The 24,823-nt window shown below is 65.5% G+C and carries 22 protein-coding genes; 14 read left to right on the forward strand and 8 right to left on the reverse strand.

Annotated elements, in window-relative coordinates; translation table 11 throughout:
• Positions 1-70 precede the first annotated feature (70 nt).
• On the forward strand, positions 71-1,045 hold the full coding sequence (locus EP380_RS15310) for a WD40 repeat domain-containing protein (protein WP_127599225.1): 975 nt from the start codon (positions 71-73) through the stop codon (positions 1,043-1,045).
• A gap of 27 nt (positions 1,046-1,072) precedes the next feature.
• Here EP380_RS15310 and otnI read toward each other — a convergent pair whose 3' ends face one another.
• From otnI to EP380_RS15325, 3 genes are all read right to left on the reverse strand, one after another.
• Complete coding sequence (otnI, locus tag EP380_RS15315; RefSeq protein ID WP_127599226.1) at positions 1,073-1,861, reverse strand: 2-oxo-tetronate isomerase; 789 nt, start codon at positions 1,859-1,861, stop codon at positions 1,073-1,075.
• A 112-nt stretch (positions 1,862-1,973) separates the two neighbouring features.
• Complete coding sequence (gene guaD, locus EP380_RS15320; RefSeq protein ID WP_106571978.1) at positions 1,974-3,278, reverse strand: guanine deaminase; 1,305 nt, start codon at positions 3,276-3,278, stop codon at positions 1,974-1,976.
• Entirely contained in the window at positions 3,275-4,501 is a 1,227-nt protein-coding gene (locus EP380_RS15325) for a urate hydroxylase PuuD (RefSeq protein WP_106571979.1), read from the reverse strand. Before EP380_RS15325 ends, guaD begins: the two co-directional genes overlap by 4 nt.
• 138 nt (positions 4,502-4,639) lie before the next feature.
• Between EP380_RS15325 and EP380_RS15330 the strand changes: the two genes are divergently transcribed.
• Both EP380_RS15330 and EP380_RS15335 read left to right on the forward strand, forming a co-directional pair.
• On the forward strand, positions 4,640-5,554 hold the full coding sequence (locus tag EP380_RS15330; RefSeq protein ID WP_106571980.1) for a LysR family transcriptional regulator: 915 nt from the start codon (positions 4,640-4,642) through the stop codon (positions 5,552-5,554).
• Positions 5,555-5,583: 29 nt separating this feature from the next.
• On the forward strand, positions 5,584-5,853 hold the full coding sequence (locus EP380_RS15335) for a hypothetical protein (RefSeq protein WP_127599227.1): 270 nt from the start codon (positions 5,584-5,586) through the stop codon (positions 5,851-5,853).
• Here EP380_RS15335 and xdhC read toward each other — a convergent pair.
• From xdhC to uraH, 4 genes are read right to left on the reverse strand one after another with little or no spacing between them, the layout of a single operon-like run.
• On the reverse strand, positions 5,801-6,652 hold the full coding sequence (gene xdhC, locus EP380_RS15340; protein WP_127599228.1) for a xanthine dehydrogenase accessory protein XdhC: 852 nt from the start codon (positions 6,650-6,652) through the stop codon (positions 5,801-5,803). The genes EP380_RS15335 and xdhC overlap by 53 nt on opposite strands.
• Positions 6,653-6,695: 43 nt before the next feature.
• A complete protein-coding gene (gene xdhB / locus EP380_RS15345; RefSeq protein WP_127599229.1) occupies positions 6,696-9,041 on the reverse strand; it encodes a xanthine dehydrogenase molybdopterin binding subunit in 2,346 nt (781 codons plus the stop codon).
• Positions 9,042-9,057: 16 nt separating this feature from the next.
• The gene (gene xdhA / locus EP380_RS15350; RefSeq protein WP_127599230.1) at positions 9,058-10,530 is read right to left on the reverse strand and encodes a xanthine dehydrogenase small subunit; all 1,473 of its coding nucleotides are present in this window, start codon (positions 10,528-10,530) and stop codon (positions 9,058-9,060) included.
• 3 nt (positions 10,531-10,533) lie between these two features.
• Positions 10,534-10,896 carry a hydroxyisourate hydrolase gene (uraH, locus tag EP380_RS15355; protein ID WP_106571985.1) on the reverse strand — a complete coding sequence of 121 codons (363 nt, stop codon included), beginning with the start codon at positions 10,894-10,896 and terminating at the stop codon, positions 10,534-10,536.
• A 238-nt stretch (positions 10,897-11,134) separates the two neighbouring features.
• On the opposite strand from uraH, the gene puuE reads away from it, so the two are divergent.
• From puuE to EP380_RS15405, 10 genes are all read left to right on the forward strand, one after another.
• Entirely contained in the window at positions 11,135-12,550 is a 1,416-nt protein-coding gene (gene puuE / locus EP380_RS15360; protein WP_127599231.1) for an allantoinase PuuE, read from the forward strand.
• Positions 12,551-12,561: 11 nt separating this feature from the next.
• On the forward strand, positions 12,562-13,398 hold the full coding sequence (locus tag EP380_RS15365) for a bifunctional allantoicase/(S)-ureidoglycine aminohydrolase (RefSeq protein WP_164749881.1): 837 nt from the start codon (positions 12,562-12,564) through the stop codon (positions 13,396-13,398).
• On the forward strand, positions 13,395-13,907 hold the full coding sequence (locus tag EP380_RS15370) for an ureidoglycolate lyase (protein ID WP_127599232.1): 513 nt from the start codon (positions 13,395-13,397) through the stop codon (positions 13,905-13,907). The genes EP380_RS15365 and EP380_RS15370 overlap by 4 nt, the downstream gene beginning before the upstream one ends.
• Complete coding sequence (locus EP380_RS15375) at positions 13,900-14,493, forward strand: nucleoside deaminase (RefSeq protein ID WP_106571989.1); 594 nt, start codon at positions 13,900-13,902, stop codon at positions 14,491-14,493. Before EP380_RS15370 ends, EP380_RS15375 begins: the two co-directional genes overlap by 8 nt.
• A 124-nt stretch (positions 14,494-14,617) precedes the next feature.
• Positions 14,618-16,627, forward strand: a complete 2,010-nt coding sequence (locus tag EP380_RS15380) for a CocE/NonD family hydrolase (RefSeq protein ID WP_127599233.1) — start codon at positions 14,618-14,620, stop codon at positions 16,625-16,627.
• A gap of 152 nt (positions 16,628-16,779) precedes the next feature.
• A complete protein-coding gene (locus EP380_RS15385; RefSeq protein ID WP_127599234.1) occupies positions 16,780-18,369 on the forward strand; it encodes an ABC transporter substrate-binding protein in 1,590 nt (529 codons plus the stop codon).
• A gap of 15 nt (positions 18,370-18,384) precedes the next feature.
• A complete protein-coding gene (locus EP380_RS15390; RefSeq protein WP_127599235.1) occupies positions 18,385-19,344 on the forward strand; it encodes an ABC transporter permease in 960 nt (319 codons plus the stop codon).
• A gap of 10 nt (positions 19,345-19,354) precedes the next feature.
• The gene (locus EP380_RS15395; RefSeq protein WP_106571993.1) at positions 19,355-20,179 is read left to right on the forward strand and encodes an ABC transporter permease; all 825 of its coding nucleotides are present in this window, start codon (positions 19,355-19,357) and stop codon (positions 20,177-20,179) included.
• Positions 20,179-21,843 (forward strand): ABC transporter ATP-binding protein, encoded by a 1,665-nt coding sequence (locus EP380_RS15400; protein WP_127599236.1) that lies wholly within the window; start codon positions 20,179-20,181, stop codon positions 21,841-21,843. Before EP380_RS15395 ends, EP380_RS15400 begins: the two co-directional genes overlap by 1 nt.
• 105 nt (positions 21,844-21,948) lie before the next feature.
• On the forward strand, positions 21,949-22,794 hold the full coding sequence (locus EP380_RS15405; RefSeq protein ID WP_106571995.1) for an alkaline phosphatase family protein: 846 nt from the start codon (positions 21,949-21,951) through the stop codon (positions 22,792-22,794).
• Between the two features lie 3 nt (positions 22,795-22,797).
• On the opposite strand, the gene EP380_RS15410 is transcribed toward EP380_RS15405, so the two are convergent.
• Positions 22,798-23,781 (reverse strand): GlxA family transcriptional regulator, encoded by a 984-nt coding sequence (locus EP380_RS15410; RefSeq protein WP_127599237.1) that lies wholly within the window; start codon positions 23,779-23,781, stop codon positions 22,798-22,800.
• Between the two features lie 82 nt (positions 23,782-23,863).
• On the opposite strand from EP380_RS15410, the gene bcoG reads away from it, so the two are divergent.
• Positions 23,864-24,781, forward strand: coding sequence for a 3-dehydrocarnitine:acetyl-CoA trimethylamine transferase BcoG (bcoG, locus tag EP380_RS15415; protein ID WP_127599238.1), 918 nt, complete (start codon positions 23,864-23,866; stop codon positions 24,779-24,781).
• Positions 24,782-24,823 lie beyond the last annotated feature (42 nt).

A 24,823-nucleotide genomic window follows, 5' to 3' on the forward strand; every position in this document is an offset into this window, starting at 1 on the left:
TCGCTTTGGCGCCGGCGCCTCCCGGACCGGGGCGCCGCAGACCGCACAGACCCAGGACCCCCGACACCTTATGCCCACTGTCGCCCCTCTCGACCTCAACGGCCATTGCGTGGCCGCCCGCTGGATCGCCGGCATACCCCATTTCGCGCTCGCCGACGGGACCGTCCACCGGCTCGACGACGGACACAAGGCGGTCGAGGCGCATGACGGGCTATTGGCGGCCGCGCCGGCCGGCGACGGCAAGATGCTTCTGACCGCCGGCGAGGACGGACGCGTCTGCGCCGTGACGCCTGAGGGCGATCTACGCGAACTCGCCTCGATCGGCCGCAAATGGGTTACCGCACTGGCCGGCGGCCCCCAGGGCGCGGTGGCGTTTGCCTCCGGCCGCACCGCCTATGTGCGTTTCGCCGACGGGCGCCTGCGCGACTTCGCCCACCCCCGCTCGGTGGAAGGCGTCGCCTTTGCGCCGAAAGGCATGCGCATCGGCGTCGCCCGCTACAACGGCGCGACGCTGCATTTTCCCGCCGCCGACGGCACGCCGGTGGACCTGACCTGGGACGGCGCTCACACCGGTATCACCTTTTCCCCGGACGGCAATTTTGTCGTCACCACCATGCAGGAAAACGCGCTGCATGGCTGGAAACTCGCCGACGGCAAGCACATGCGCATGAGCGGCTATCCAGCCAAAGTGAAATCCTGGTCCTGGGCCGCGAAGGGTCGCTGGCTGGCCACCTCCGGCGCGCCGGCCGCGATCGTGTGGCCGTTTTCCGGCAAGGACGGGCCGATGGGCAAGGCGCCGGTCGAACTCGGCACGCGCGCCGATACCATGGTCACTGCGGTCGCCTGCCATCCAACCGACGAATTCGTCGCCATCGGCTTCAGCGACGGCATGGTGCTGGCCGGGCGCATCGCCGATCAGAAGGAAGTGCTGCTGCGGCGGCCGGGCAAAGGCGCGATCACCGCACTGGACTGGGACGGTGAAGGCCGCCGCGTCGCCTTCGGCTCGGAGGCCGGCGATTGCGGCGTCATCGACGTCGCCGGTTAGGTCGGGTCGAAACCGGCGCGTACCGGTTCAGCCCTGCTTTTCGAGATAGTCCCGCGCCCAGCCGAGCCCGTCCTCGGTCCGTCCCGCCGGCCGGTATTCGCAGCCGACGAAACCCGAATAACCGCGCGCGTCGAGCGCCGCCAGAACGGCGCGATAGTCAAGTTCGCCGCGATCGGGTTCGTGGCGCCCCGGATTGCCGGCGATCTGGACATGGGCGATCCGCGCACGATGGCGCTCGAACGTCGCCACGATCTCGCCGCCGGTGCGGCTTTGGTGGTAGATGTCGTATTGCAGGAAAAGATTGTCCGAACCGACCCGGTCGAGGATCGCGGCCGCTTCGGCCATGGTTTCCAGAAAATAGCCAGGCATGTCGAACCGGTTGAGCGGCTCGATCACGATCCGCACACCGCGCCGGGCGGCCTCGGCGGCGGCATGGACGAGATTGTCGACGAAATTATCCTCCAGTTCGCGGCGGTCGATCTCCTTGGGCGCCACGCCGGCCATGCAGTGGATCAGCGGCGCGCCGAGCACGGCGGCATAATCGAGCGCCAGGGAAAGAGCCTCGCGAAACCGCGAACGTTCGCGCGGGTCGACCGCGAGCCCGCGTTCGCCCGCCGCCCAGTCGCCGGGCGGCGTGTTGAACAGCGCCAGGTCGAGCCCGTTGCGGTCGAGCGCTACGGCGATCGCCCGAGCGTCATGCTCGTAGGGAAACAGGAATTCGACCGCAGTGAAGCCGGCACGCGCGGCGCGCTCGAACCGGTCCAGAAACGGTACCTCGGTGAACAGCATCGTCAGATTCGCGGCAAGTCTGGGCATTCTCCCTCCAATGCGCGCTATGAAGGGTTCGTCCGCACGCGGCAAGGTGCCTGTCCCGGTAAAGCCACCGCCGCGCCCGCGATCCACGCCTCGGCCTGACTGCGGGCCGGCCTTAGCCGCCGAGCTTGGCGGCCCGGCCGGCGATATAGACCTCGCGTACGGCGCGGTCGTCTCCGAGCGTCTGCAAGAGAAACAGTTCCTCCGACAATGTTTCGATCGTTTCCATGCGGGTACGCATCGTCGGCGTCGCCCAGGCGTCGAGCACGACGATATCTGCGTCGGTGCCCGCGTCGAGCGTGCCGGCCCGCTCGGCGATCGACAACGCCTCGGCATTGCCGCGCGTCATCTGCCAAAAGGAGGCCAGAGGATTGAGTTTCTCGCCTTGGAGCGCGATCACCTTGTAGCCCTCGTCCAGCGTCCTGAGCATGGAATAGTTGGTGCCGCCGCCGACATCGGTCGCCACCGCCACGTGCAGCGGCCGTTCGCGCTTGCGGTAGCGCTGATAGTCGAACAGACCCGAGCCGAGAAAGAGATTGGAGGTCGGGCAGAACACCGCCACCGAGCCGGTTTCCGACATTGCGTCGGCCTCGCGATCGGTCAGGTGGATGCAATGGCCGAACAGGCTCTTGCGTCCCAACAGCCCGTAGCGGGCATAGACGTCGGTGTAGTCCTTCGCCTGCGGGTAGAGCTGTTCGGTCCAGCGGATCTCAGCGTGGTTTTCCGACAGATGCGACTGGACATGGCAGCCGGGATGTTCCGCTGCCAGCGCCTGGGCCATCTCCATCTGTTCCGGCGACGAGGTGATCGCAAAGCGCGGCGTGATTGCATAAAGCTGTCGGCCCTTGCCGTGCCAATGCGCAATCAGCGCCTTGGTATCGTCATAGCTCGATTGCGGCGTGTCTGTCAGGGCTTCGGGCGCGTTACGATCCATCATCACCTTGCCGGCGATGTTGAGCATGTCGCGGGAATGGCTTTCCTCGAAAAACGCCTCCGCGGAGGCTGCATGCACCGAACAATAGGCGGCCACCGTCGTCGTGCCGTGGCGGATCATGTCGTCGAGGAACAGCCGCGCGATCCGGCGCCCGTGCTGGGCGTCGGAAAATTTCGTCTCCTCGGGAAAAGTGTAATTGTTCAGCCAGTCGAGCAATTCCGCCCCGTAGGAGGCGATGATCTGCATCTGCGGAAAATGCGCATGGGCGTCGATGAAGCCCGGCAGCACCAGATGAGGCCGGTGATCGGCAACCGGCGCGTCGCCGGCCACGGCCGACACGGTCGCAAAATCGCCGACCGCGACAATGGCGCCGCGCTTGACGAACACCGCTCCGTCTTCCTCGTACCGGCAGGCCGCCAGATCGTCGGCCGCCACCGGCTCGCGCAGGAAGGAGAGCACCCGCCCTCTGATCAGAATCTCGCTCATTGTCCTGATCCGCGCGCCCCTTCGAACCACGAAACGATCAAGGCTCGCTCCTCTTCGGTCATGTAGGTGACGTTCCCGGGCGGCATGGCGTGGCTGCGCCCGGCCTGCAGATAGATCTCGCGCGCCCGATCCGCGATCGTGGCATCGGTGTCGAGCCGGACATTCTTCGGCGTGATATAGACGCCTTCATAGACCGGCTCCGCCGTATGGCACATCGAGCAGCGGCCAAGAACGGTGTCGCGCACGGCGGGAAAATGCGCCGAAGCGATGAAGGGTTCCGCCGCGGCCGCAGCCTTGTCCTCGCCGGTCAGGACTTTGGGAACGGTCGACAGCCACATGATGATGATGAACAGGATCGTCGCCGCAGCCCAGGTCCAGGTCGGATTGCCCTTTCTGGCGTGCACGGTGTTGAAATAATGCCGGATCAGGACGCCGATCAGGAAAATCAGCGATGCGATGATCCAGTTGAATTCGGTCGCAAACGCCAGCGGATAGTGATTCGACAGCATCAAGAACAGGACCGGCAGGGTCAGGTAGTTGTTGTGCAGCGAACGCGTCTTGGCGATCTTGCCGTATTTCGGGTCCGGTTTGCGGCCGGCGATCAGGTCGGCGACCACGATCTTCTGGTTGGGAATGATGATCATGAACACGTTGGCCGACATGATCGTGGCGGTGAAGGCGCCCAGATGCAAAAAAGCCGCACGGCCGGTGAAAAGCTGCGTGTAGCCCCAGCTCATCGCCACCAGGATAACGAACAGAACCAGCATCAAGGTGGTGTCGTTGTTGGCCAGCGGCGACTTGCAGAGCTGGTCGTAGAGGACCCAGCCCACCGTCAGCGAGGCGAGCGAGATCAGGATCGCGGTGCCCGCCGACACGTCGAGCACGTTGCGGTCGACCAGATAAAGGTCGGCGCCGACGTAGTAGACGATGGCGAGCATGGCGAAACCGGTGAGCCAGGTGGCATAGGCCTCCCATTTGAACCATGTCAGATGCTCGGGCATCTCGGCCGGCGCGACCAGATATTTCTGGATATGGTAGAAGCCGCCGCCGTGGACCTGCCATTCCTCGCCGAAAGCGCCTTCCGGCAGGTTCGGCCGTTGCCGCAGGCCGAGATCGAGCGCGACGAAATAGAATGACGAGCCGATCCACGCGATGCCCGTGACCACGTGCAGCCATCGCATCGCGAAGCTCAGCCAATCCCAGAAAACCGCAAGATCGTACATCGGCGCATGCCCTCCTCGTCCGGGCGACTTTACGGGCTCGGCCGCAAACGAAAAGAGGCACAGTCACCGAGCACTTTCAAAAAAATCTGGATAATAATAGTCTCCGCTCCTGTCATCCAGATCGCATCGGGGCACGTCATGGCCTATCTCGACAATGTCGCCGTTTTCGTTCGCGTGGTGGAGCTCGGCAATCTGTCGGCCGCGGGGCGCGACATGCGCATTTCTCCGGCCGTCGCCTCCAACCGCATCAAGGAGCTGGAAAAACATCTGGGCGTGCGCCTGTTCAATCGCACCACGCGCCAACTCACCCCGACCGAGCAGGGCCGGGTCTTTTACGACGGCGCCAAGAAGGTGCTCGACGCGGTCGCCGACGCCGAGGCCGCCGTCAGCGCCTTGTCGGGCCAGCCGCGCGGCACGATTCGCGTCACCGCGCCGCTCGGCCTCGGCCGCCGGCTGCTCGCCTCCGGCATTCCCGAATTCCGCGAGCGCTATCCCGACATCGAGGTGCGGCTCAGACTGTCCGATCACGATGTCGACATGATGCGCGAGGGCATCGACGTCGCCTTCCGGCTCGGCGTGCTGGAAGATTCCAGCCTGCGCATGCGCGGCGTCCTGGAATGCGAGCGGGTGCTGGTCGCTGCCCCGTCCTATCTGGCCAAGCGCGGTGAGCCGCAAAGCCCGGACGACCTTCTGGCGCATGATTGCCTGATGTTGCGCTATCCCGGCGCACGCGAGCATTTCTGGACCGTGCGCACGCCCGACGGCCCGCGCAAGCTGGACGTGCGCGGCCCTTACGATTCCGATGACGGCGACGTGCTGACCGGCTGGGCGCTCGCCGGCCACGGCATCGTCATGAAGCCGCGCTTCGAGGTCGAGCCCTTTCTGCGCGATGGACGGCTGACGACCATTATGACCGACACGCCGCCGATCCCGGTTCAGCTCGCCGCCGTCTATCCGCACAAGAAATACCAGGACCCCAAGGTCCGCCTGCTGCTCGATTTCATGGCCGAGCGCTGCCAGCGCATGATCCGCGACATTCTCGACGGTCGCTGAGCGCCTGCCGGCGGCACGGGAGGAACCCCATGGCCCGTATCATCGCCAAAGCCGCCCTCACCGGCCTTGTCGGGTTTCTCGTCCTGCCCGTGGTGATTTTCCTCGGCGTGCTCGCGCTTGGTTATGCGTTCGATCCCGCCTGCGCCACGCCGGGCGCATCGGGCGGCTGCGAAATGGGGGCAGCCGCCTCGGCCATCGCCTCGGCGATCCCCGGCTTCATGCTGTTTTTCCTGGTTTCGCTGCTGATCAGCGTGAGGCGGAGGAGGAAGGCTGAAACGCGGCCACGAGAGCCGTCATGATCTCCGCCGCAGCCAGGGCCGCGATCACGGCAGGGCGCTTGTCGCGCACGCCGTCGCCGCCAATCGGCGTTACCAGCCGCGACAACGCGGCCGCGCTGCCGCCAGCGGTTTTCAGGAACCAGCTCCTGAAGGTCGCCTTTTTTGTCGCCGAACCGATCATGCCGACATAAGCGGCGTCGCCGCGCTTTAGCGCCTCTGACACGATCAGGAAATCGAGCGCGTGGTCGTGCGTCAGAACGACGAAGGCGGTTCCGGCGGACGCCGCACGCACGAGCTCCTCCGGCACGGCGCTCAGGCGGGTTTCGACATCGGCAGGAAAACCGGCGATGGCCTCGGCGCGGGTCTCCACCACCGTCGCGCGCACCGGCAACAACACGAGCGTTTCCGCCAGCGCCCGGCCGACATGGCCGCCGCCGAAAACGAGCACGCGCGGCAAGCGGTCATCCTCGGCCCGGGCACGCGCGAGAAGCCGGTCGCGCAAGCCCTGGTCGACCCGCTCGATCGACAGGCCGACCCGGCCGCCGCAGCATTGCCCGATTTCGGGACCGAGCGGAATGTCGAGCGCCTTCTCCCGTTCAGCCTCCGCTGCCGGCGCCGCGCGCAGCAGGGCCCGCGCCTCGTCGATCGCCATGAATTCGAGCTGGCCGCCGCCGATCGTGCCAAAAATCCTTTCCGGCGCGACCAGCATCCATGCTCCCGCCTCGCGCGGCGTCGACCCCTTCGCCGCGCTCACCTCGACCTTCGCCGCCGCCGGATGGGCGTCGAGAAAGGCTTTCAGGCTGGTGGCCGTCTTCGTCATGGTCGTAATTCTAACCCGAGATGCCCCTGTCGGCGATCCCCGGCTAGGCCGCGGTTTGGGCACGCACGCGCTCGACCGCCATCAGCACCCGTTCGGGTGTCGCTGGCGCGTCGAGACGCGGACAGACCGTGTGTTCGCCCACACTCGCCACCGCATCCGACAGCGCGTGGAAAACGCTCATCGCCAGCATGAAAGGCGGCTCGCCGACCGCCTTGGACCGGTGCACGGTCGGCTCATGCGCCTCCGGCCAGTCGGCCAGCGTGACGTTGAACACCTTGGGCCGGTCCGAGGCGAGCGGGATCTTGTAGGTCGAGGGTGCGTGCGTGCGCAGCCGGCCCTTGTCGTCCCAGACGAGTTCCTCCGTCGTCAGCCAGCCCATGCCCTGGATGAAACCACCCTCGATCTGGCCGATGTCGATCGCCCGGTTCAGCGACCGTCCGGTCTCGTGCAGGATGTCGGCGCGCTCGACGACGTATTCGCCGGTCAGCGTGTCGATCGAGACTTCCGCGCAGGCCGCGCCATAGGCGAAATAATAGAACGGATGGCCTTCACCCTTGTCGCGGTCCCAGCGCACCTTCGGCGTCTTGTAAAAGCCGGTCGCGGAAAGCTGGACGCGGGCCATATAGGCTTGTTGGGTCAACTCGCCGAACGCGATCTCCTGGTTGCCGACCCTGACCCGGTTGGGCAGGAACTCGATCTGCTCGCGCGGCACACCGTATTTCTCGGCGGCGAAATCGCACAACCGGTCGCGGATCGTGCGCGCGGCGGCCTGCGCGGCCATACCGTTGAGGTCGGAGCCCGAAGAGGCCGCCGTCGCCGAGGTGTTGGGCACTTTGCCGGTCGTGGTCGCGGTGATCTTGACGTGATCGATGTCGATCTGGAACTCCTCGGCCACGATCTGCGCGATCTTGACATAGAGCCCCTGCCCCATCTCGGTGCCGCCATGGTTGAGATGCACCGATCCGTCGGCATAGACATGCACCAGCGCGCCCGCCTGGTTGAAATGGGTCGCGGTGAAGGAGATGCCGAATTTCAGCGGCGTCAGCGCCAGTCCGCGCTTGATCACCGGCGAGCCGGCGTTGAAATCGGCGATCGCGCGCCGCCGGGCCTGATAGTCGGCGCTCTTCTCGAGCTCGTCGACGAGCCGGTGGATGATGTTGTCCTCCACCGTCTGATGGTAGGGCGTGACGTTGCGATCGCTGGTGCCGTAGAAATTCTTCCTGCGGATCTCCAGCGGGTCCTTGCCGAGCGCGAAAGCGATCTCGTCGACCACACGCTCGCAACCGATCATGCCCTGCGGGCCGCCGAAACCGCGAAACGCCGTGTTGGAGACGGTGTTGGTGTAGAGCGGCGCCGACTGGGCGCGTACGGCCGGATAATAATAGGTGTTGTCGCAGTGAAACAGCGCCCGGTCCGTCACCGGGCCGGACAGGTCGGAGGAAAACCCGCAACGGGCGGCGTAAAAATAGTCGACGCCCAGGATGGTGCCCTCGTCGTCGAAACCGACCTCGTAGTCGATGACGAAATCGTGCCGCTTGCCGGTCGCAGCCATATCGTCGTCGCGGTCGGGCCGGATCTTGACCGCCCTGCCGAGCCTCTTGGCCGCCGCGGCTGCGATCGCGGCGAACTGGTTGCCTTGCGTCTCCTTGCCGCCGAAACCGCCGCCCATGCGCCGGATTTCGACGGTGACGGCATGCGAGGGCACGCCCAGCACATGCGCCACCATGTGCTGGACCTCGCTCGGATGCTGGGTCGAGGAAAAGACGGTGACGTCCGTGTCCTCGCCCGGTACGGCCAGGGCGATCTGGCCCTCGAGATAGAAATGGTCCTGGCCGCCAAGCCGCATCGTGCCCTTGATGCGCCGCGGCGCGGTCTCGATCGCGGCCGCGGCGTCGCCGCGCTTGAGCGTCAGCGGATCGGTGACCAGCTTGCCCGCCCGGCGATCTATGTCCCAGATATCGGTGACGAAGGGTTTCTCGTCATAGTCGATCTTCGCCAGCCGGCAGGCGCGCCGGGCCTGCTCGCGGCTCTCGGCAATCACCGCGAATAGCGGCTGGCCGAAAAAATGCACGGTATCGGTGGCGAGCACCGGTTCGTCGGCGCGGCCCGTCGGGCTGATATCGTTGGAGCCGGGCATGTCGTGCCCGGTCAACACGTCGATCACGCCGGGCGCGGCGCGCACGGCGGACAGGTCGATCGAACGGATCGTGCCGTGCGCCACGGTCGACAGGCCGAGGCAGGCGTGCAACAGCCCTGCCGGCTCGGGCATGTCATCGATATAGATTGCCGTGCCGGTGACGTGCTTGTGGGCGGAATCGTGGCGCTGGTCGGTGGCGACGCCGCCCAGAATGCGGGTCGCTTTGAGGTCGGCCGTGGCGTGCTTGTTCATCGGTCTCTCCCTTGGCCTAGGCCGCCTCGTAACGCGACACCTGCACTGGCAAGCCGCTCGTCGTCTCCAGATGGAACCGGCGCAGCAGGTTGCGGGCGGCCAGCATCCGATAGTCGGCCGAGGCGCGCATGTCGCTGATCGGCGCGAAGTCCTTCCCATAGGCGTCGAGCGCGGCCTCCACCGTCTCGCTCGACCACGGCTTTCCGGCGAGCGCGGCCTCCACCGCGGTGGCGCGTTTGGGCGTCGCCGCCATGCCGCCATAAGCAATTCGCACCGCCGCCACCGTGCCGTCGGCGGCGAGCGTCAGATGGAACGCGCCGAGCGCGGCGGTAATGTCCTCGTCGCGGCGCTTGGTCAGCTTGTAGACGGCGTAATGCGTGCCCTCGCCGGGCACCGGCACATCGATACGCTCGACGAACTCGCCCGGCCGCCGGTCCTGCTTGCCGTAATCGATGAAGAAATCCTCGAGCGCGATGGTGCGCCGGCTTTCGCCCTTGCGCAGGGTCACGGTAGCGCCGAGCGCGATCAGCGGCGGCGGCGTGTCGCCGATCGGCGAGCCGTTGGCGATGTTGCCGCCGATCGTGCCCATATTGCGCACCTGCTCGCCGCCGATCCGATCGATCAGCGGACCGAAGGCCGGGATGCGGCGCGACAGGGCCGAGAACGCTTCGGTGTAGGACACGCAGGCGCCGACCGAGACGGCGCCGTCTGTTTCGGTGACGGTGTGCAACTCGTCCAGATGGGCGATGAACACCACCGGCGTGATCTCGCGCATGAATTTGGTCACCCAAAGCCCGACATCGGTCGAGCCGGCGACGATGGTCGCCTCGGGTTCGGCCTCTAGAACCGCGGCCAGATCCTCGACGCTGGCCGGAATGACGAGACGCTGCCCGTCTTGGCCGATTTCCACGCGCGCCCCGTCCTTGAGCGCGTTGAGCGTGGCTTCCACGCGCGCACGCTCGCTGGCCAGCACATCGGTCTCGACGCGGCCATAACTGGAGATCGCGCGCGCGGCCTTGACGATCGGCTGGTAGCCCGTGCAGCGGCACAGATTGCCCTGCAGCGCCTTCTCGATATCGGCCTCGGTCGGATCGGTGCGGCGCATCCAAAGAGCGTAGAGCGACATGACGAAGCCCGGCGTGCAGAAACCGCATTGCGAGCCATGGAAATCGACCATCGCCTGCTGCACGGGGTGCAGCCCGCCATCCTGTCCCTTCAGGTGTTCCACCGTGACGACGTGGCATCCGTTGACGGAGCCGAGGAAGCGGATGCAGGCATTGACGCTTTCATAGATCAGGCCGTCCGGGGTCAGGCGGCCGACCAGAACCGTGCAGGCGCCGCAATCGCCTTCCGCGCAGCCCTCCTTGGTGCCTCGGAGCGCGCGCCTGAGGCGCAGGTAATCGAGCAGGGTTTCGTCGGCGCGCACATCCGACAGCGCGGTTTCGACGCCGTTCAGCATGAAGCGGATTTCGGAGCGGATCTCAGTCATCGGTCAACTGCCCCTGTAGGTCGAGTAGCCGTAGGGCGACAGCAGCAACGGCACGTGATAATGGCTCGGTTCGGCCATGCCGAAACGCAACGGGATCTCGTCGAGAAAGGCCGGCTCCGGCAGCTCCGCACCGTTGGCCCGCAGATAGTCCCCGGCGAAGAAAACCAGTTCGTACCGACCGGTCGCGAACGCGTCGCCGGCCAGCATCGGCGCGTCGCAGCGCCCGTCAGCATTGGTCGAGACGGTCTTGAGATGGGTGCGGCGTTCGCCCTCGATGCGATAGAGGGCGATCGACAGGCCGGCCGCCGGCTTGCCGGTCGCCGTGTCGAGCACATGCGTTGTCAAACGTCCTTCACTTGCCGCCATTCCTCGCCGTCCTCTCCCATCGTCGCGAATTGGCCGGAGCCTTCACCCCAGCGTTGCGATTGTGCAGCAAATCGCGGTCGCGCATAAGGTTCAACCGGCAGAAGCGCCTTGAAAAGACTTTCAAAATTTTTTGGGGCAATGACGCCACGGCCCTTTGATACTCTAATTGCGAAGAGCTGAAATTTCCGACCGGAAGGACGACGGCAAAGCGATGCGGCCGACACGATATCCTCGCGACATGCGCGGCTACGGCGCGAACCCGCCCGACCCGAAATGGCCGGGCGGCGCCCATATCTGCGTCCAGTTCGTGGTCAATTACGAAGAGGGCGGCGAAAACTGCGTCCTCCACGGCGACGCGGCTTCGGAAGCCTTTTTGTCGGAGATCGTCGGCGCGGCCCCGTGGCCCGGCATGCGCCACTGGAATATGGAATCGATTTACGAATATGGCGCGCGGGCCGGCTTCTGGCGCCTGCACCGCCTGTTCACGCAGGCCAATGTGCCCGTGACCGTCTACGGCGTCGCCTCCGCGCTCGCGCGAGCCCCCGACCAAGTCTCTGCCATGCGCGAGGCCGACTGGGAGATCGCCACGCACGGGCTGCGCTGGATCGACTATCGCGACCACGCGCCGGCCGACGAACGGGCTGATCTCGACGAGGCGATCAGGCTGCACACCGAGGTGGTCGGCGCGCGCCCCGACGGCATCTATCTCGGCCGCACCTCGGTCAATTCGGTCAGGCTCGCGGCCGAGGAAGGCGGCTTTGCCTATATTTCCGACACTTATGACGACGATCTGCCCTATTGGCTCGACCATGACGGCCAGGGCAATGCGATCGCGCCGCAACTCGTCATCCCCTATACGCTCGACGCCAACGACATGCGCTTCGCCACGCCGCAGGGCTTCAATTCCGGCGACCAGTTCTTCGCCTACCTCAAGGATGCGTTCGACACGCTCTACGAGGAAGGTCGCAATGGCCGCCCAGGCATGCTCAATATCGGCCTGCACTGCCGGCTCGTCGGCCGACCCGGCCGCGCCGCGGCGCTGAAGCGCTTCGTCGACTACGTCACCAATCACGAGCGGGTCTGGATCGCGCGCCGCATCGACATTGCCCGTCACTGGGCCGAGCACCACCCCTACCAGGCGCCGGCGCTGCGGCCCTCGCGCATGGGCGGTGCCGAGTTCGTCGAGCGGTTCGGCTCGATTTTCGAGCACTCGCCCTGGGTAGCCGAGCGCGCCTTCATGCTCGAGCTCGGCCCGGCGCACGACACGGCCGGCGGCCTGCACAACGCGCTCTGCCGGGTGTTCCGTTCCGCCGGCAAGGACGAACGCCTCGGCGTTTTGACCGCGCATCCCGACCTTGCCGGCAAGCTCGCCCAGGCAAAGCGGCTGACCGCCGAATCCAGCAAGGAACAGGCCTCGGCCGGGCTCGACGCGCTGACCGACGCCGAGCGCGCCCGTTTCACTGAGCTCAACACCGTCTATGTCGAGAAGTTCGGCTTCCCCTTCATCATCGCGGTCAAGGGGCTCACCAAAGAGAGGATCCTCGCTGCCTTCGAGACGCGCATCGACAATGACCGCGACACCGAATTCGACACCGCCTGCACACAGGTGGAACGCATCGCGCTGCTGAGGCTCAGGGACCTTCTGCCGCTATGAGAGACGTCACGATGAAGAACCGCCCCTATTATGCCCCGCATGGCGGCCTGCCTCCGCAGACACAGTTGCTGACCGGCCGGGCAGTGTTTACCGAGGCCTATGCGGTGATCCCCAAAGGCGTGATGAGCGACATCGTCACCAGCCTGCTGCCGTTCTGGGACGAAACGCGCTGCTGGGTGTTGTCGCGGCCGATGTCGGGTTTTTCGGAAACGTTTTCGCAATATATCGTCGAGGTCGCGCCTGGCGGCGGCAGCGACCGCCCCGAGCCCGACGCCAGCGCCGAGGGCGCCCTGTTCGTCGTCGAGGGCGAACTGACCGTCACCGTCGGCGGCACCCGCCACACGCTTAGCCCCGGCTGGTTCGGCTACCTGCCGCCCGACTGCGGCTGGAGCGCGCGCAACCAGAGCGGGACGACGGCGCGCTTCCACTGGATCCGCAAGGCCTATGAGCGTGTCGAGGGGATCGACGCGCCCGAGGCGTTCTTCGCCAACGAGGCCGCGATCGCTCCCACGCCGATGCCCGATACCAACGGGGTGTGGGCCACCACGCGTTTCGTCGATCCCGCCGACATGCGCCACGACATGCACGTCACCATTGTCACGCTCGAGCCAGGCGGGGTCATTCCCTTCGCCGAAACCCATGTCATGGAGCACGGGCTCTACGTGCTGGAGGGCAAGGCGGTCTATCGGCTGAACCAGGACTGGGTCGAGGTCGAGGCGGGCGACTTCATGTGGCTGCGCGCCTTCTGCCCCCAGGCCTGTTATGCGGGCGGGCCCGGAAAGTTCCGTTACCTGCTCTACAAGGACGTCAACCGCCACATGGCGCTTGGCGGGATCGCGCCGCGATGACGCGCACCGTCACCGCCCGGAAACTCACACGTGAGGCCTTCGCCGCCTTCGGCGACGTGCTCGACACCGACTGGCCGGACCATTTTTCGATCAACAACGGCAAATGCGAGCGCTATCACGATCTCGCCCGGGTCGAGGCCGCCGGCCCGAACGCGCGCGTGCTTGTCTCGCTGTTCAAGGCCACGCCCTACGAATTTCCGCTCGCGCTCGGCATGGTCGAGCGCCATCCTTTCGGCAGCCAGGCCTTCATGCCGCTGTCGCCGGCGCCGTTTCTCGTCGTGGTCTGTGCCGATGGGCCCGAGGGACCCGGCGCGCCGCATGCCTTCGTGACTGCCCCCGGCCAGGGCGTCAATTACCGCCGCAACACCTGGCACGGCGTGCTGACGCCGATCGGCGCACCGCAGGACTTCCTCGTCGTCGACCGTGGCGGCGACGGTTCGAACCTTGAGGAATTTTTCTTCGACGCGCCATGGCAGGTGCGACTGCCGGAGACCAAAACCGATGACTGATGCCGCGTTGATCGAGCGTCTGCTCGACGTGATCGAACAAGACATCATGCCGAAAACGGCCGCGGGCGTGGAGGCCGGCAACAAGCTTTTCGGCGCGGCGATCCTCAAAAAGTCCGACCTCTCCGTGGTCGTCGCCGAAACCAACAACGAGATCGAGAATCCGCTTTGGCACGGTGAGGTGCACGCGCTGAAACGGTTTTACGAATTGCCGCATGAGCGGCGTCCGGACACGGGCGACTGCATCTTCGTGGCCACGCACGAACCCTGCTCCCTGTGCCTGTCGGCGATCACCTGGACCGGTTTCGACAATTTCTACTTCCTGTTCAGCCACGAGGATTCCCGCGATTCCTTCGCCATTCCGCACGATCTAAAAATCCTGAAGGAGGTCTTCAGGCTCGATCCCGGCGGCTACAACGCCAAAAACGCATACTGGACCGGCTATGCGATCCGCAGGCTGGTCGAGGCCTTGCCCGAGGCCGAACGCGCTGGTTCGCAAAACCGCATCGCCACGATCGCCGCCGGTTATGACGCGCTCTCGGCGGCCTATCAGTCGAGCAAGGCCGGCAACGACATTCCGCTGAATTGACCCTGTCCCGTCTCCGTTCGGGCGCCCCGTCATATCAATCCACAATGCCGGGCTTGCGCCGGACCGCGGGCGCATGGCTTGCTTGGCGATCTTTCTGGAAAGTCAGGCGCGGAAGGGAGCGGACATGAAGACAGTCACCGATTTTCCCCGGAAGGTCGTCGAGTTCCCCGATATCGGCATCGTCATGCCCGACGGCTGTCGGCTGTCGGCGCGTGTGTGGATGCCAAAGGACGCAGAGGCGGAACCCGTTCCGGCAATCTTGGAGCACCTGCCCTATCGCAAGCGCGACGGCACCACGGCGCGCGACAGCCTGACCCATCCCTATCTCGCCGGACACGGCTATGCCTGCCTGCGCGTCGACATGCGTGGCAATGGCGATTCCGAGGGCCTGATGGCGGACGAATACACCCAACAGGAGCTCAGCGACGCCTGCGCGGTGATCGCCTGGGCGGCGGCGCAGCCCTGGTGCAGCGGCGATGTCGGCATGATGGGCATCTCCTGGGGCGGATTCAATGCCCTGCAGGTCGCCGCGCTCCAGCCGCCGGCGCTCAAAGCGATCATCACGCTGTGTTCGACCGACGACCGCTATGCCGACGACATCCACTACAAGGGCGGTCTGCTTCTGAACGAGAACCAGGGTTGGGGCGCGACCATGCTGTCTTATTCGTCGCGACCGCCCGATCCCGCCCTCGTCGGCGAAAACTGGCGTTCGATGTGGCTCGCTCGGCTCGACAACGAACCGTTCCTGCCCGCGCTCTGGCTTGAGCACCAGACCCGCGACGCCTATTGGAAACATGGCTCGGTCTGCGAGGATTATTCTGCCATCAAGGCTGCCACCCTCGCCGTCGGCGGCTGGGGCGATGCCTACAAGAACGCCGTCTCCCGGCTCGTCCGCGGCATCCAGAACGCCCCTGCAAAGGGTATTATCGGCCCGTGGATCCACAAATACCCGCATTTCGCCGTCCCCGAACCCGCCATCGGCTTTTTGCAGGAGGCGTTGCGCTGGTGGGACCGCTGGCTGAAAGGACGCGCCACCGGCGTGGAGGACGATCCGGCGATGCGGCTATACCTGATGGACTCCGTGCCGCCGCGCGACTGGTACGACGAGCGGCCGGGGCGCTGGATCGCGGAGCCGGACTGGCCGTCGCCGGCGATCGCGACCCGCGATCTGTTTCTCGACGGGTCGGGCGGGCTCGCGGACGGCGCCCGGCCCGGCTTCGAGGCGACCATCGCCTCACCACAGGATTGCGGATTGTTCGGCGGCGAGTATTGCGCGATCTGGCTCGGTCCCGACCTGCCGGGCGACCAGCGCGAGGACGATGCGCGATCGCTCTGTTTCGACGGCCAGCCGGCCGATACCGCCATCGACATCGTCGGCGCGCCGGTCGTCTCGCTGTCCCTTTCGGCCGATCGGCCGCGGGCCATGATCGCGGTCAGGCTGTGCGACGTTCAGCCCGACGGGGCATCGACCCGCATCACCTATGGCGTGCTCAATCTGTGCCACCACGCCTCGCACGAATATCCCGAGGACGTCACTCCCGGCGCGAAAATGGCGATCACGTTGCGCCTCGACGACGTCGCCTATGCGCTCAAACCCGGCCACCGGCTGCGCCTGGCGATCTCCAGCGCCTATTGGCCGCTCGTCTGGCCGTCGCCCGAGCCGGTCGAACTCACCGTGTATGAGGGCAGGCTCACCCTGCCGGTGCGTGCCCCAGGCACCGGCAACGAGGTCGACTTTTCCGGCCCCGAAGGCGCGCCAGCCTGGGCGGCCGAGACCGTGCGCACACCGTCCAACAGCCGTCGGGTCGAGCGCGATCCGCACACAGGGACCGCGACCCTGGTCATCGAGGACGATTTCGGCGCCTTTCGCGATTGCGATCACGGCCTGGAGACGGGAAGCGTGGCGCGTGAAAAATGGTCGATCCATCCCGGTGACCCGCTGTCGGCGCGCGGCGAAACCCACTGGACCGAGACGCTGCGGCGCGGCGACTGGTCGGTGCGCACAGAGACGTTCACGACGATGCACGCCGACCGCAAGCATTTCTTTTTGTCAGGGCGCATTGAGGCCTATGAGAATGAGAAATTGCGCTTTACACGAAGATTTGCCAATAAAATCAACCGCAACTTCATCTAGCGGATTAGTCGCCTACAAATGGCCTCTCGCCATTTACGCCAGGGAATGTCGCATTCGGTCTTGCGATATGCACAGCTATGGCGCCAATATTCCCGTCAAATAGAGGCCGGATAATCGGTCCGCGGGCAACCAAAAAGAGTGAGGAACATCCCATGTCGCAAGAACTTGAATATTTGAGCCATCGCGTCGCTGTCGGCAAGCTCAGCCGGCGTGACTTTCTGGGCAGGGCCGCGGCACTCGGCGTCACGGCCTCCTTTGCCAACACGCTTCTGGGAAGCGCAGCCAGGGCCGCCGGTCCGCAGAAGGGCGGCATCATCAAGGCCGGCATGCAGGGTGGCGAGGCGACCAACAGCCTCGATCCGGCGAGCTTCCTGTCGCAGGTGCCGTTCACCTTCGGCAAGAGCTGGGGCGAATATCTCGTCGCGCTGACGCCTGCAGGCGGGCTCGAAAACCGCATCGCCGAGGAAATCGGCGCCTCCGACGACGCCAAGGTGTGGACATTCAAGATCCGCGACGGCGTCGAGTTTCACAACGGCAAGACCGTCACCGCGGACGACGTTCTGGCCACGCTCGAGCGCCATTCCAACGAGGATTCCAAGTCCGGCGCGCTCGGCATCATGAAGGGCATCGAATCCATGAAGGTCGACGGCAAGAATGTCGTCGTCACACTCAAGGAGGCCAATGCCGACCTGCCCTACCTGATGGCGGACTATCATTTGATCATCCAGCCGAACGGCGGCAAGGATGCGCCTGACGCCGGCATCTCGGCCGGCCCCTACAAGGTCACCGTTAACGAGCCCGGCGTGCGCCATGGCGGGGAGCGCTTCGCCAATTACTGGCAGGGCGACAAGATGGGCTTCGCCGACCAGATCGAGATCATCGTCATCAACGATGCAACGGCGCGCACCGCCGCCTTGCAGGGTGGCCAGGTGCAGTTGATCAATCGGGTCGAGCCGAAGATCGTCGATCTGGTCAAGCGCGTGCCGGGCGTGACGATCCGCAACGTATCGGGACGTGGCCATTACGTCTTCATCATGCATTGCAACACCGCCCCGTTCGACAACGCCGATCTCAGAATGGCGCTGAAATACGCGATGAACCGCGAGGACATGGTCGAAAAGATCTTGCGCGGCTACGGCTCGGTCGGCAACGACTTCCCGATCAACGGGGCCTATCCGCTGTTTTCCGACGATGTCGAGCAGCGCCCCTACGATCCCGACAAAGCCGCGTTCCATTTCAAGAAATCCGGCCATGACGGACCGGTCTTGCTGCGCACCTCCGACGTCGCCTTCCCCGGCGCGGTCGACGCCGCCCAGCTCTATCAGCAGAGCTGCGCCAAGGCCGGCATCACCATCGACGTCAAGCGCGAGCCCGGCGACGGCTATTGGTCGGAAGTATGGAACAAGCAGCCGTTCTCGACCTCTTACTGGGGCGGCCGGCCGACGCAGGACCAGATGTATTCCACCGCCTACATCTCGACGGCGGACTGGAACGACACCCGCTTCTTCCGCGAGGATTTCGACAAGCTGATCATTGCGGCCAGGGCGGAGCTCGACGAGGCCAAGCGCAAGGCGATGTATCGCGACGCCGCGCTCATGGTGCGCGATGATGGCGGTCTGATCCTGCCGATGTTCAACGATTTCATCGACGCCTCGACCGACAAGATCGACGGCTGGGAACCCCACCCGGCGGCCGAACTGATGGACGGCTACGCCCTTGCAAAGTGTTGGCTGACGGCCTGAGAGGGCCGTTGACCAATGGGTTCATCCATCGCAAGCCTCATCGCCCAGCGCATCGCGCTGGGCGTCCTCCTCCTGTTGGCCGTCTCGGTCCTCATCTTCGTCGGCACGCAGATTCTTCCCGGCGACGTGGCGCAGTCGATTCTCGGCAATCAGGCGACCCCCCAGGCGCTCGCCAATCTGCGCGAGGAACTGGGCCTCAACGATCCCGCCATCGTGCGATATTTCGCCTGGCTCGGCGGCGTCGTGACCGGCGATCTCGGCACCGCGCTCACCACGCGTCAGGATATCGCCACCACACTGATGCCGCGGCTGTGGAACACACTATTTCTCGCTTTTTGGGCGGCGGTCGTCTCGGTCCCGCTCGCCATCATTCTCGGCCTGCTGGCGGTGCGCTATCGCAACGGCCCGATCGACAAGGCGATTTCCGGCTTCGCGCTCGCTTCGACCTCGCTGCCGGAATTTTTCGTCGGCTATTTGCTGATCTTCTTCGTCGCGGTCAAGCTGCAATGGTTTCCCTCGATCTCGACCGTCTATGACGGGATGCCCCTGCTGACCAAGCTGCAGGCGATCGTGCTACCGGCGACCGTTCTGGTTCTGGTCGTGCTCGCCCACATGATGCGCATGACGCGTGCTGCGATCCTCAACGTCATGCAGTCGGCCTATATCGAGACCGCCGAACTGAAGGGGCTGTCGGCCTTCGACATCATCCGCAAACATGCCTTTCCCAACGCGATCGCCCCGATCGTCAACGTGGTCATGCTCAACCTCGCCTTCCTGGTGGTCGGCGTGGTCGTGGTCGAGGTGATCTTCGTCTATCCCGGTCTCGGCCAGTATCTCGTCGACCATGTCGCCAAGCGCGACGTGCCGGTGGTGCAGGCGGTCGGGCTGATCTTCGCCGCCGTCTATATCAGCTTGAACATCATCGCGGACATCACGGCGATCCTCGCCAATCCGCGCCTCAGGCATCCGAAGTGAGGGCGGCTGCATGGTCACGCTGACACGCATCCCCTTCGCCGCCGCCCTCGGGCTGGTATTCACGCTGCTGTTCGTGTTCGTCGCGATCTTCGCGCCGCTGATCGCACCCTACCCGCTGTCGGAAATCGTCGGCGACGTATGGGAACCGATGTCGTCCACCCACCTGCTGGGAACCGACAATCTCGGCCGCGATCTGTTGTCGCGCATGATCTTCGGCGCGCGCACGACCATCTTCATCGCTGTGATGGCGACGGCGGTCTCCTTCATCACCGGCTCCGTGCTCGGCTTCACCGCCGCCGTCGTCGGCGGCTGGTTCGACACGATCATGTCGCGCTTCGTCGATCTTTTGATGTCGATTCCGACGCTGATCTTCGGCCTCGTCGTCTTGTCGGTCCTGCCCTCAACCATCCTCACGCTCGTGCTGGTGATGGGTATACTGGACTCCACGCGGGTCTACCGGCTGTCGCGCGCGGTCGCCGTCGACATCAACGTGATGGATTTCGTCGAGGCTGCCAAACTGCGCGGCGAACGCATGGGTTGGATCATCTTTCGCGAGATTCTGCCCAACGCGCTTTCGCCGCTCGTTTCCGAGCTCGGCCTGCGTTTCATCTATGCCGTGCTCTTCCTGTCGGCGCTGTCCTTCCTCGGCCTGGGCGTGCAACCGCCCGAGGCGGACTGGGGCGGCATGGTCAAGGAGAACAAGGAAGGTATCGTGTTCGGCATTCCCGCGGCATTGATCCCGGCGGCGGCGATCGCCGTGCTGGCAATCTCCGTCAACCTGGTCGCCGACTGGGTGCTGAACCGGACGACGAGCCTCAAGGGAGGACGTGGCTGATGGCCCGCACGCAGGCAAAACCGACCACGGACGGGCCGCTGCTTCAGATCCGCAATCTGCGCATCGAAGCGACGGTCTATCCGCCCGGCGAGGCCCCGCACGACATCACCATCGTCGACGACGTGTCGCTGAAGCTCGAAAAGGGCAAGGTGCTCGGGCTGATCGGCGAATCGGGGGCCGGCAAGTCGACCATCGGCCTGTCGGCCATGGGTTACGGTCGCGGCGGCGTCAGGATCACCGGCGGCGAAGTGATCCTCAACGGACGCGACATCCTCAAGGGCGGTCTCGGCGGGCTGCGCCGGCTGCGCGGGCGCGAGGTGTGTTATGTCGCCCAGTCGGCCGCCGCCGCCTTCAACCCGGCCCACAAGCTGATGGACCAGGTGGTGGAGGCGGCGCTGCTGCACGGTACCGCCTCGCGCGCGGAAGCCGAGAAGCGTGCGATCAATCTGTTCCGGAAGCTCTCCTTGCCCAATCCCGAGACGATCGGCGAGCGCTATCCGCATCAGGTCTCGGGCGGCCAGCTCCAGCGCGTGATGACGGCGATGGCGCTATGCCCGGAGCCGGACCTGATCGTCTTCGACGAGCCGACGACCGCGCTCGACGTCACCACCCAGATCGACGTGCTGGCCGCCATCAAGGACGCGATCCAGGATACCGGGGTCGCCGCGCTCTACATCACCCACGACCTGGCGGTCGTCGCCCAGGTCTCCGACGAAATCATGGTGCTGCGCAACGGCAAGCTGGTCGAATGGGGCGACACTCAGCAGATCATCACCGAGCCGCGACGCGAGTACACCAACCAGCTCGTCTCCGTGCACCAGATCGCGCATCAGGAAAAGGAAGCGGTCGGCGCGCCGCTTTTGAAGGTCGAAAACGTCACCGCCGCCTATGGCGGCGGCATGGTGGACGTGTTGAAGAACGTGTCGGTCGAGATCAGGCCCGGCCAGACGCTAGCCGTGGTCGGCGAATCGGGATCCGGCAAGTCGACGCTGGCGCGCGCCATCACCGGCCTGCTGCCGCCGCGGCAGGGCTCGATCACCTTCGACGACCGCGAACTGCCGGCGAGGCTTGCCAGCCGCACCCGCGACGATCTGCGCGAATTGCAGATGATCTACCAGATGGCCGACGTGGCGATGAACCCGCGCCAGACGGTCGGTACGATCATCGGCCGGCCGCTGGAATTCTATTTCGGCATGCGCGGCGCCGAACGCGACAAGCGCGTCGGCGAGCTCCTGGAGGAGATCGAGATGGGCAGCGGCTTCCTCGACCGCTATCCGGCCGAGCTTTCCGGCGGCCAGAAGCAGCGCGTGTGCATCGCGCGGGCGCTGGCGGCGAAGCCGAAACTCATCATCTGCGACGAAGTGACGAGCGCGCTCGACCCGCTGGTGGCCAACGGCATCCTCAAACTGCTGTTGAACCTGCAGGAGATCGAGCATGTCGCCTACCTGTTCATCACCCACGATCTGGCGACGGTGAAGTCGATCGCCGATTCGATCGCGGTGATGTATCGCGGCGAGGTGGTGCGCTACGGCCCGAAATCCGAGGTGCTCGCGCCGCCCTTCGACGACTATACCGACCTGCTTTTGTCCTCGGTGCCCGAGATGGAGGTCGGCTGGCTGGAAAAGGCGATCGCCGGCCGCAAGATGGAGAGCGCGGGCAACTGACACCACCGGCCAAGCCGGCCCGACAGAAACGTGACGGCGACAGCCGGGTTGCGTTCCGGCGCGCTCTGCCACCGGCTCCGCCAACACAACCACGAAAGCGCAACCATGCCTGTTTCATCGAAACTTCTGCTGATTGTTCTCGACGGCGTGCCGTGGCGCAATTGGCGGCGCCTGTTCGGCAATCTCGAGGGATGGGTGCAGTCCGGCGAGGCGCGGGTGTGGAAGATGCGTGCCGTGCTGCCGTCGATATCGGCCTGTTGCTACGCCTCCATCCACACCGGCGTGCCGCCGCAGGTGCACGGCATCCTGTCCAACGAGGTGCGCTTCCGCGTCGCCCAGCCCGACATCTTTTCCGAGGTGACCAAGGCCGGCGGCAAGACCGGCGCGGTCACCCATTCCTACTGGTCGGAGTTCTTCAACCGCCATCCCTTCGATTTCGTCGGCGACATCGAATATGACGAGCCGGCCGGGCCGATCGCCCACGGCCGTTTCCACACCATGACCGGCTACGGTCACGACAACCAGATGACGCCGTCCGACGTCGATTTGTTCGCGACGCTGTCGATGCTCGCCGCCCGTCACGGCATCGACTACGGCATTCTGCATACCTGCACGCTGGATTCTATGGGCCATCGTTTCGGCCACGACAACACCCCGATGGACCACGCCTGCGCGGTCATGGACGGCATGCTGGCCGCATTCCTGCCGCGCTGGCTGGAAGCCGGCTACGAGGTGATCGTCACAGCCGATCACGGCCAGACCGATCGTGGCCATCATGGCGGGCGCGAGGATCTGCAGCAGGATTTCGCGCTTTATTATTTCGGACCGGCCGCCGGACCCGACGACGACATGCTGCTCGACCAGCTCCAGCTCGCGCCGACCATCCTGACACGGCTCGGCGTGCCGGTTCCCGCAACGATGAGCGCCCGGCCGTTCCTGCGCGCCGGCTGATGGTCAGCGCCCGCCGCGCATCGCCGAGGGCGCGCGTGCAAACGCTGCCGCAAAGGCCCGGCTGAAGGCGGAGGCGGAGGAAAAACCGGTTCGCGCGGCGATGTCGGCCATCGGCTCGGTCGTGTCGAGCACCAGCCGCCGCGCCGCCGCCAGACGCAGCCGCAGATAATAGGCGCCGGGCGTTTCGCCGACCGCGTCGGCGAACAGCGTTTCCAGCCGGCGCGCGCTGACGCCGCAACGCCGCGCCAGCGCCGAGACCGGCAAGGGCCGGTCGATATGGCTTTCCATCAGCCGGATCGCCTGGGCCACGCGCGCATCGTAACCGTCGAGCCTGCCGAGCGAGACCAACGGCTGGGCATCGGTCGCCGCCCGCGCCTGATCGTAGATAAACACGCTCGCCACGTCGAGCGCGACCGCCATGCCGAGCCGCGAGCGCACCATGTGCAGCATCAGGTCGAAGGTCGGCGAGGCGCCGCCGGCAGTGAACACCGGCCCGTCGATCACATACCGGTCGGGACGCACCTCGCAGCCGGGAAAACGCGCGGAAAAATCCTCCAGGTCCTCCCAATGGGTGGTCGCCGCCCGTCCCTCCAGCAGGCCCGCCGCGCCGAGCAGCCACGATCCCGCCTCGATCCCGCCCACCGCGCGTGCCTGCCGAGCGGCACGCCGCACGCCTGCGATCAGCCCCGGCGTGGCGGCAAGCCGCGTGCCGAAGCCGCCGACCACGATCAGGACGTCGCTGCGGCGCGCCGGATCGAAACGGCCGGCGACGGCGACCGGTAGGCCGCAGGTCGTGACCGGCGCCTCCCCGCCGGCCGATACGATGGTCCAGTCGAACAGCGTCTTGCCGGCGATGCGGTTTGCCGCCCGCAGCGGATCGACCGCCGAGGCCACGCACATGATCGAGGCGCCGGAAAAAACCAGGAAGGTCAGCGCAAGCGGGTCGCGTTCGGGCCGGAAGATCGAAGCGGCTTCGTTTTTCATCAAGAACAATTCGTAAATTGTAAAGCATCCTCCTGCAAGCCGCGCGATCCTGCGATCCGGATCGGACGCGAACCGGAGGATCGCCATGCCCCTTACGATGAACCGCGAGGTCTTCGTCACCTGTGCCGTCACCGGCTCGGGAGGCACGCAGGATCGCAGCCCGCACGTGCCGCGGTCGCCCAAGGCGATCGCCGAATCGGCGATCGCAGCGGCCAAGGCCGGCGCCGCGATCGTCCATTGCCACGTGCGCGATCCCGAAACCGGCGCGCCGCGCCGCGACGTCGAACTCTACCGCGAAGTGACCGAACGCATCCGCGACGCCGAAGTGGACGTCGTCCTCAATCTGACCGCCGGCATGGGCGGCGACATAGTGTTCGGCCCGACCGACAAGCCGCTGCCGCTCAAGGAAAACGGCACCGACATGGCCGGCGCGGCCGAGCGGATCGAACATGTGCGCCAGTGCCTGCCGGAGATCTGCACACTCGACTGCGGCACGATGAATTTCGCCGAGGCCGACTACGTCATGACCAATACGCCCGGCATGCTGCGCGCCATGGGCGGCCTGATGACCGAGATCGGCGTCAAGCCGGAGATCGAGGCGTTCGACACCGGCCATCTGTGGTTCGCCAAACAGCTTGTCGAAGAGGGTATTTTGAAGCCCGACGCGTTGGTGCAATTGTGCATGGGTGTGCCGTGGGGCGCGCCCGACGATCTCAATACCTTCATGGCGATGGTCAACAACGTGCCCCGGGACTGGACCTTTTCCGCCTTTGCGCTCGGCCGCAACCAGATGGCCTATGTCGCCGCCTCGGTGCTCGCCGGCGGCCATGTGCGCGTCGGGCTCGAGGACAATCTCTGGCTCGAAAAAGGCGTCTTGGCGACGAACGCGCAACTGGTCGAGCGCGCGGTATCGATCGTCGAGGCGATGGGGGCGCGCGTTCTGGGGCCCGAAGAGGTGCGAAAAAAGCTCGGCCTGGAGAAACGCGCGCCGCTGGCGGCCTAGTGCTGAGGCTCAAGAAGATGGACAACGTAGCGCGCAACCCGT

The organism is Nitratireductor alexandrii, assembly GCF_004000215.1.
Taxonomy (GTDB): domain Bacteria; phylum Pseudomonadota; class Alphaproteobacteria; order Rhizobiales; family Rhizobiaceae; genus Mangrovimarina; species Mangrovimarina alexandrii.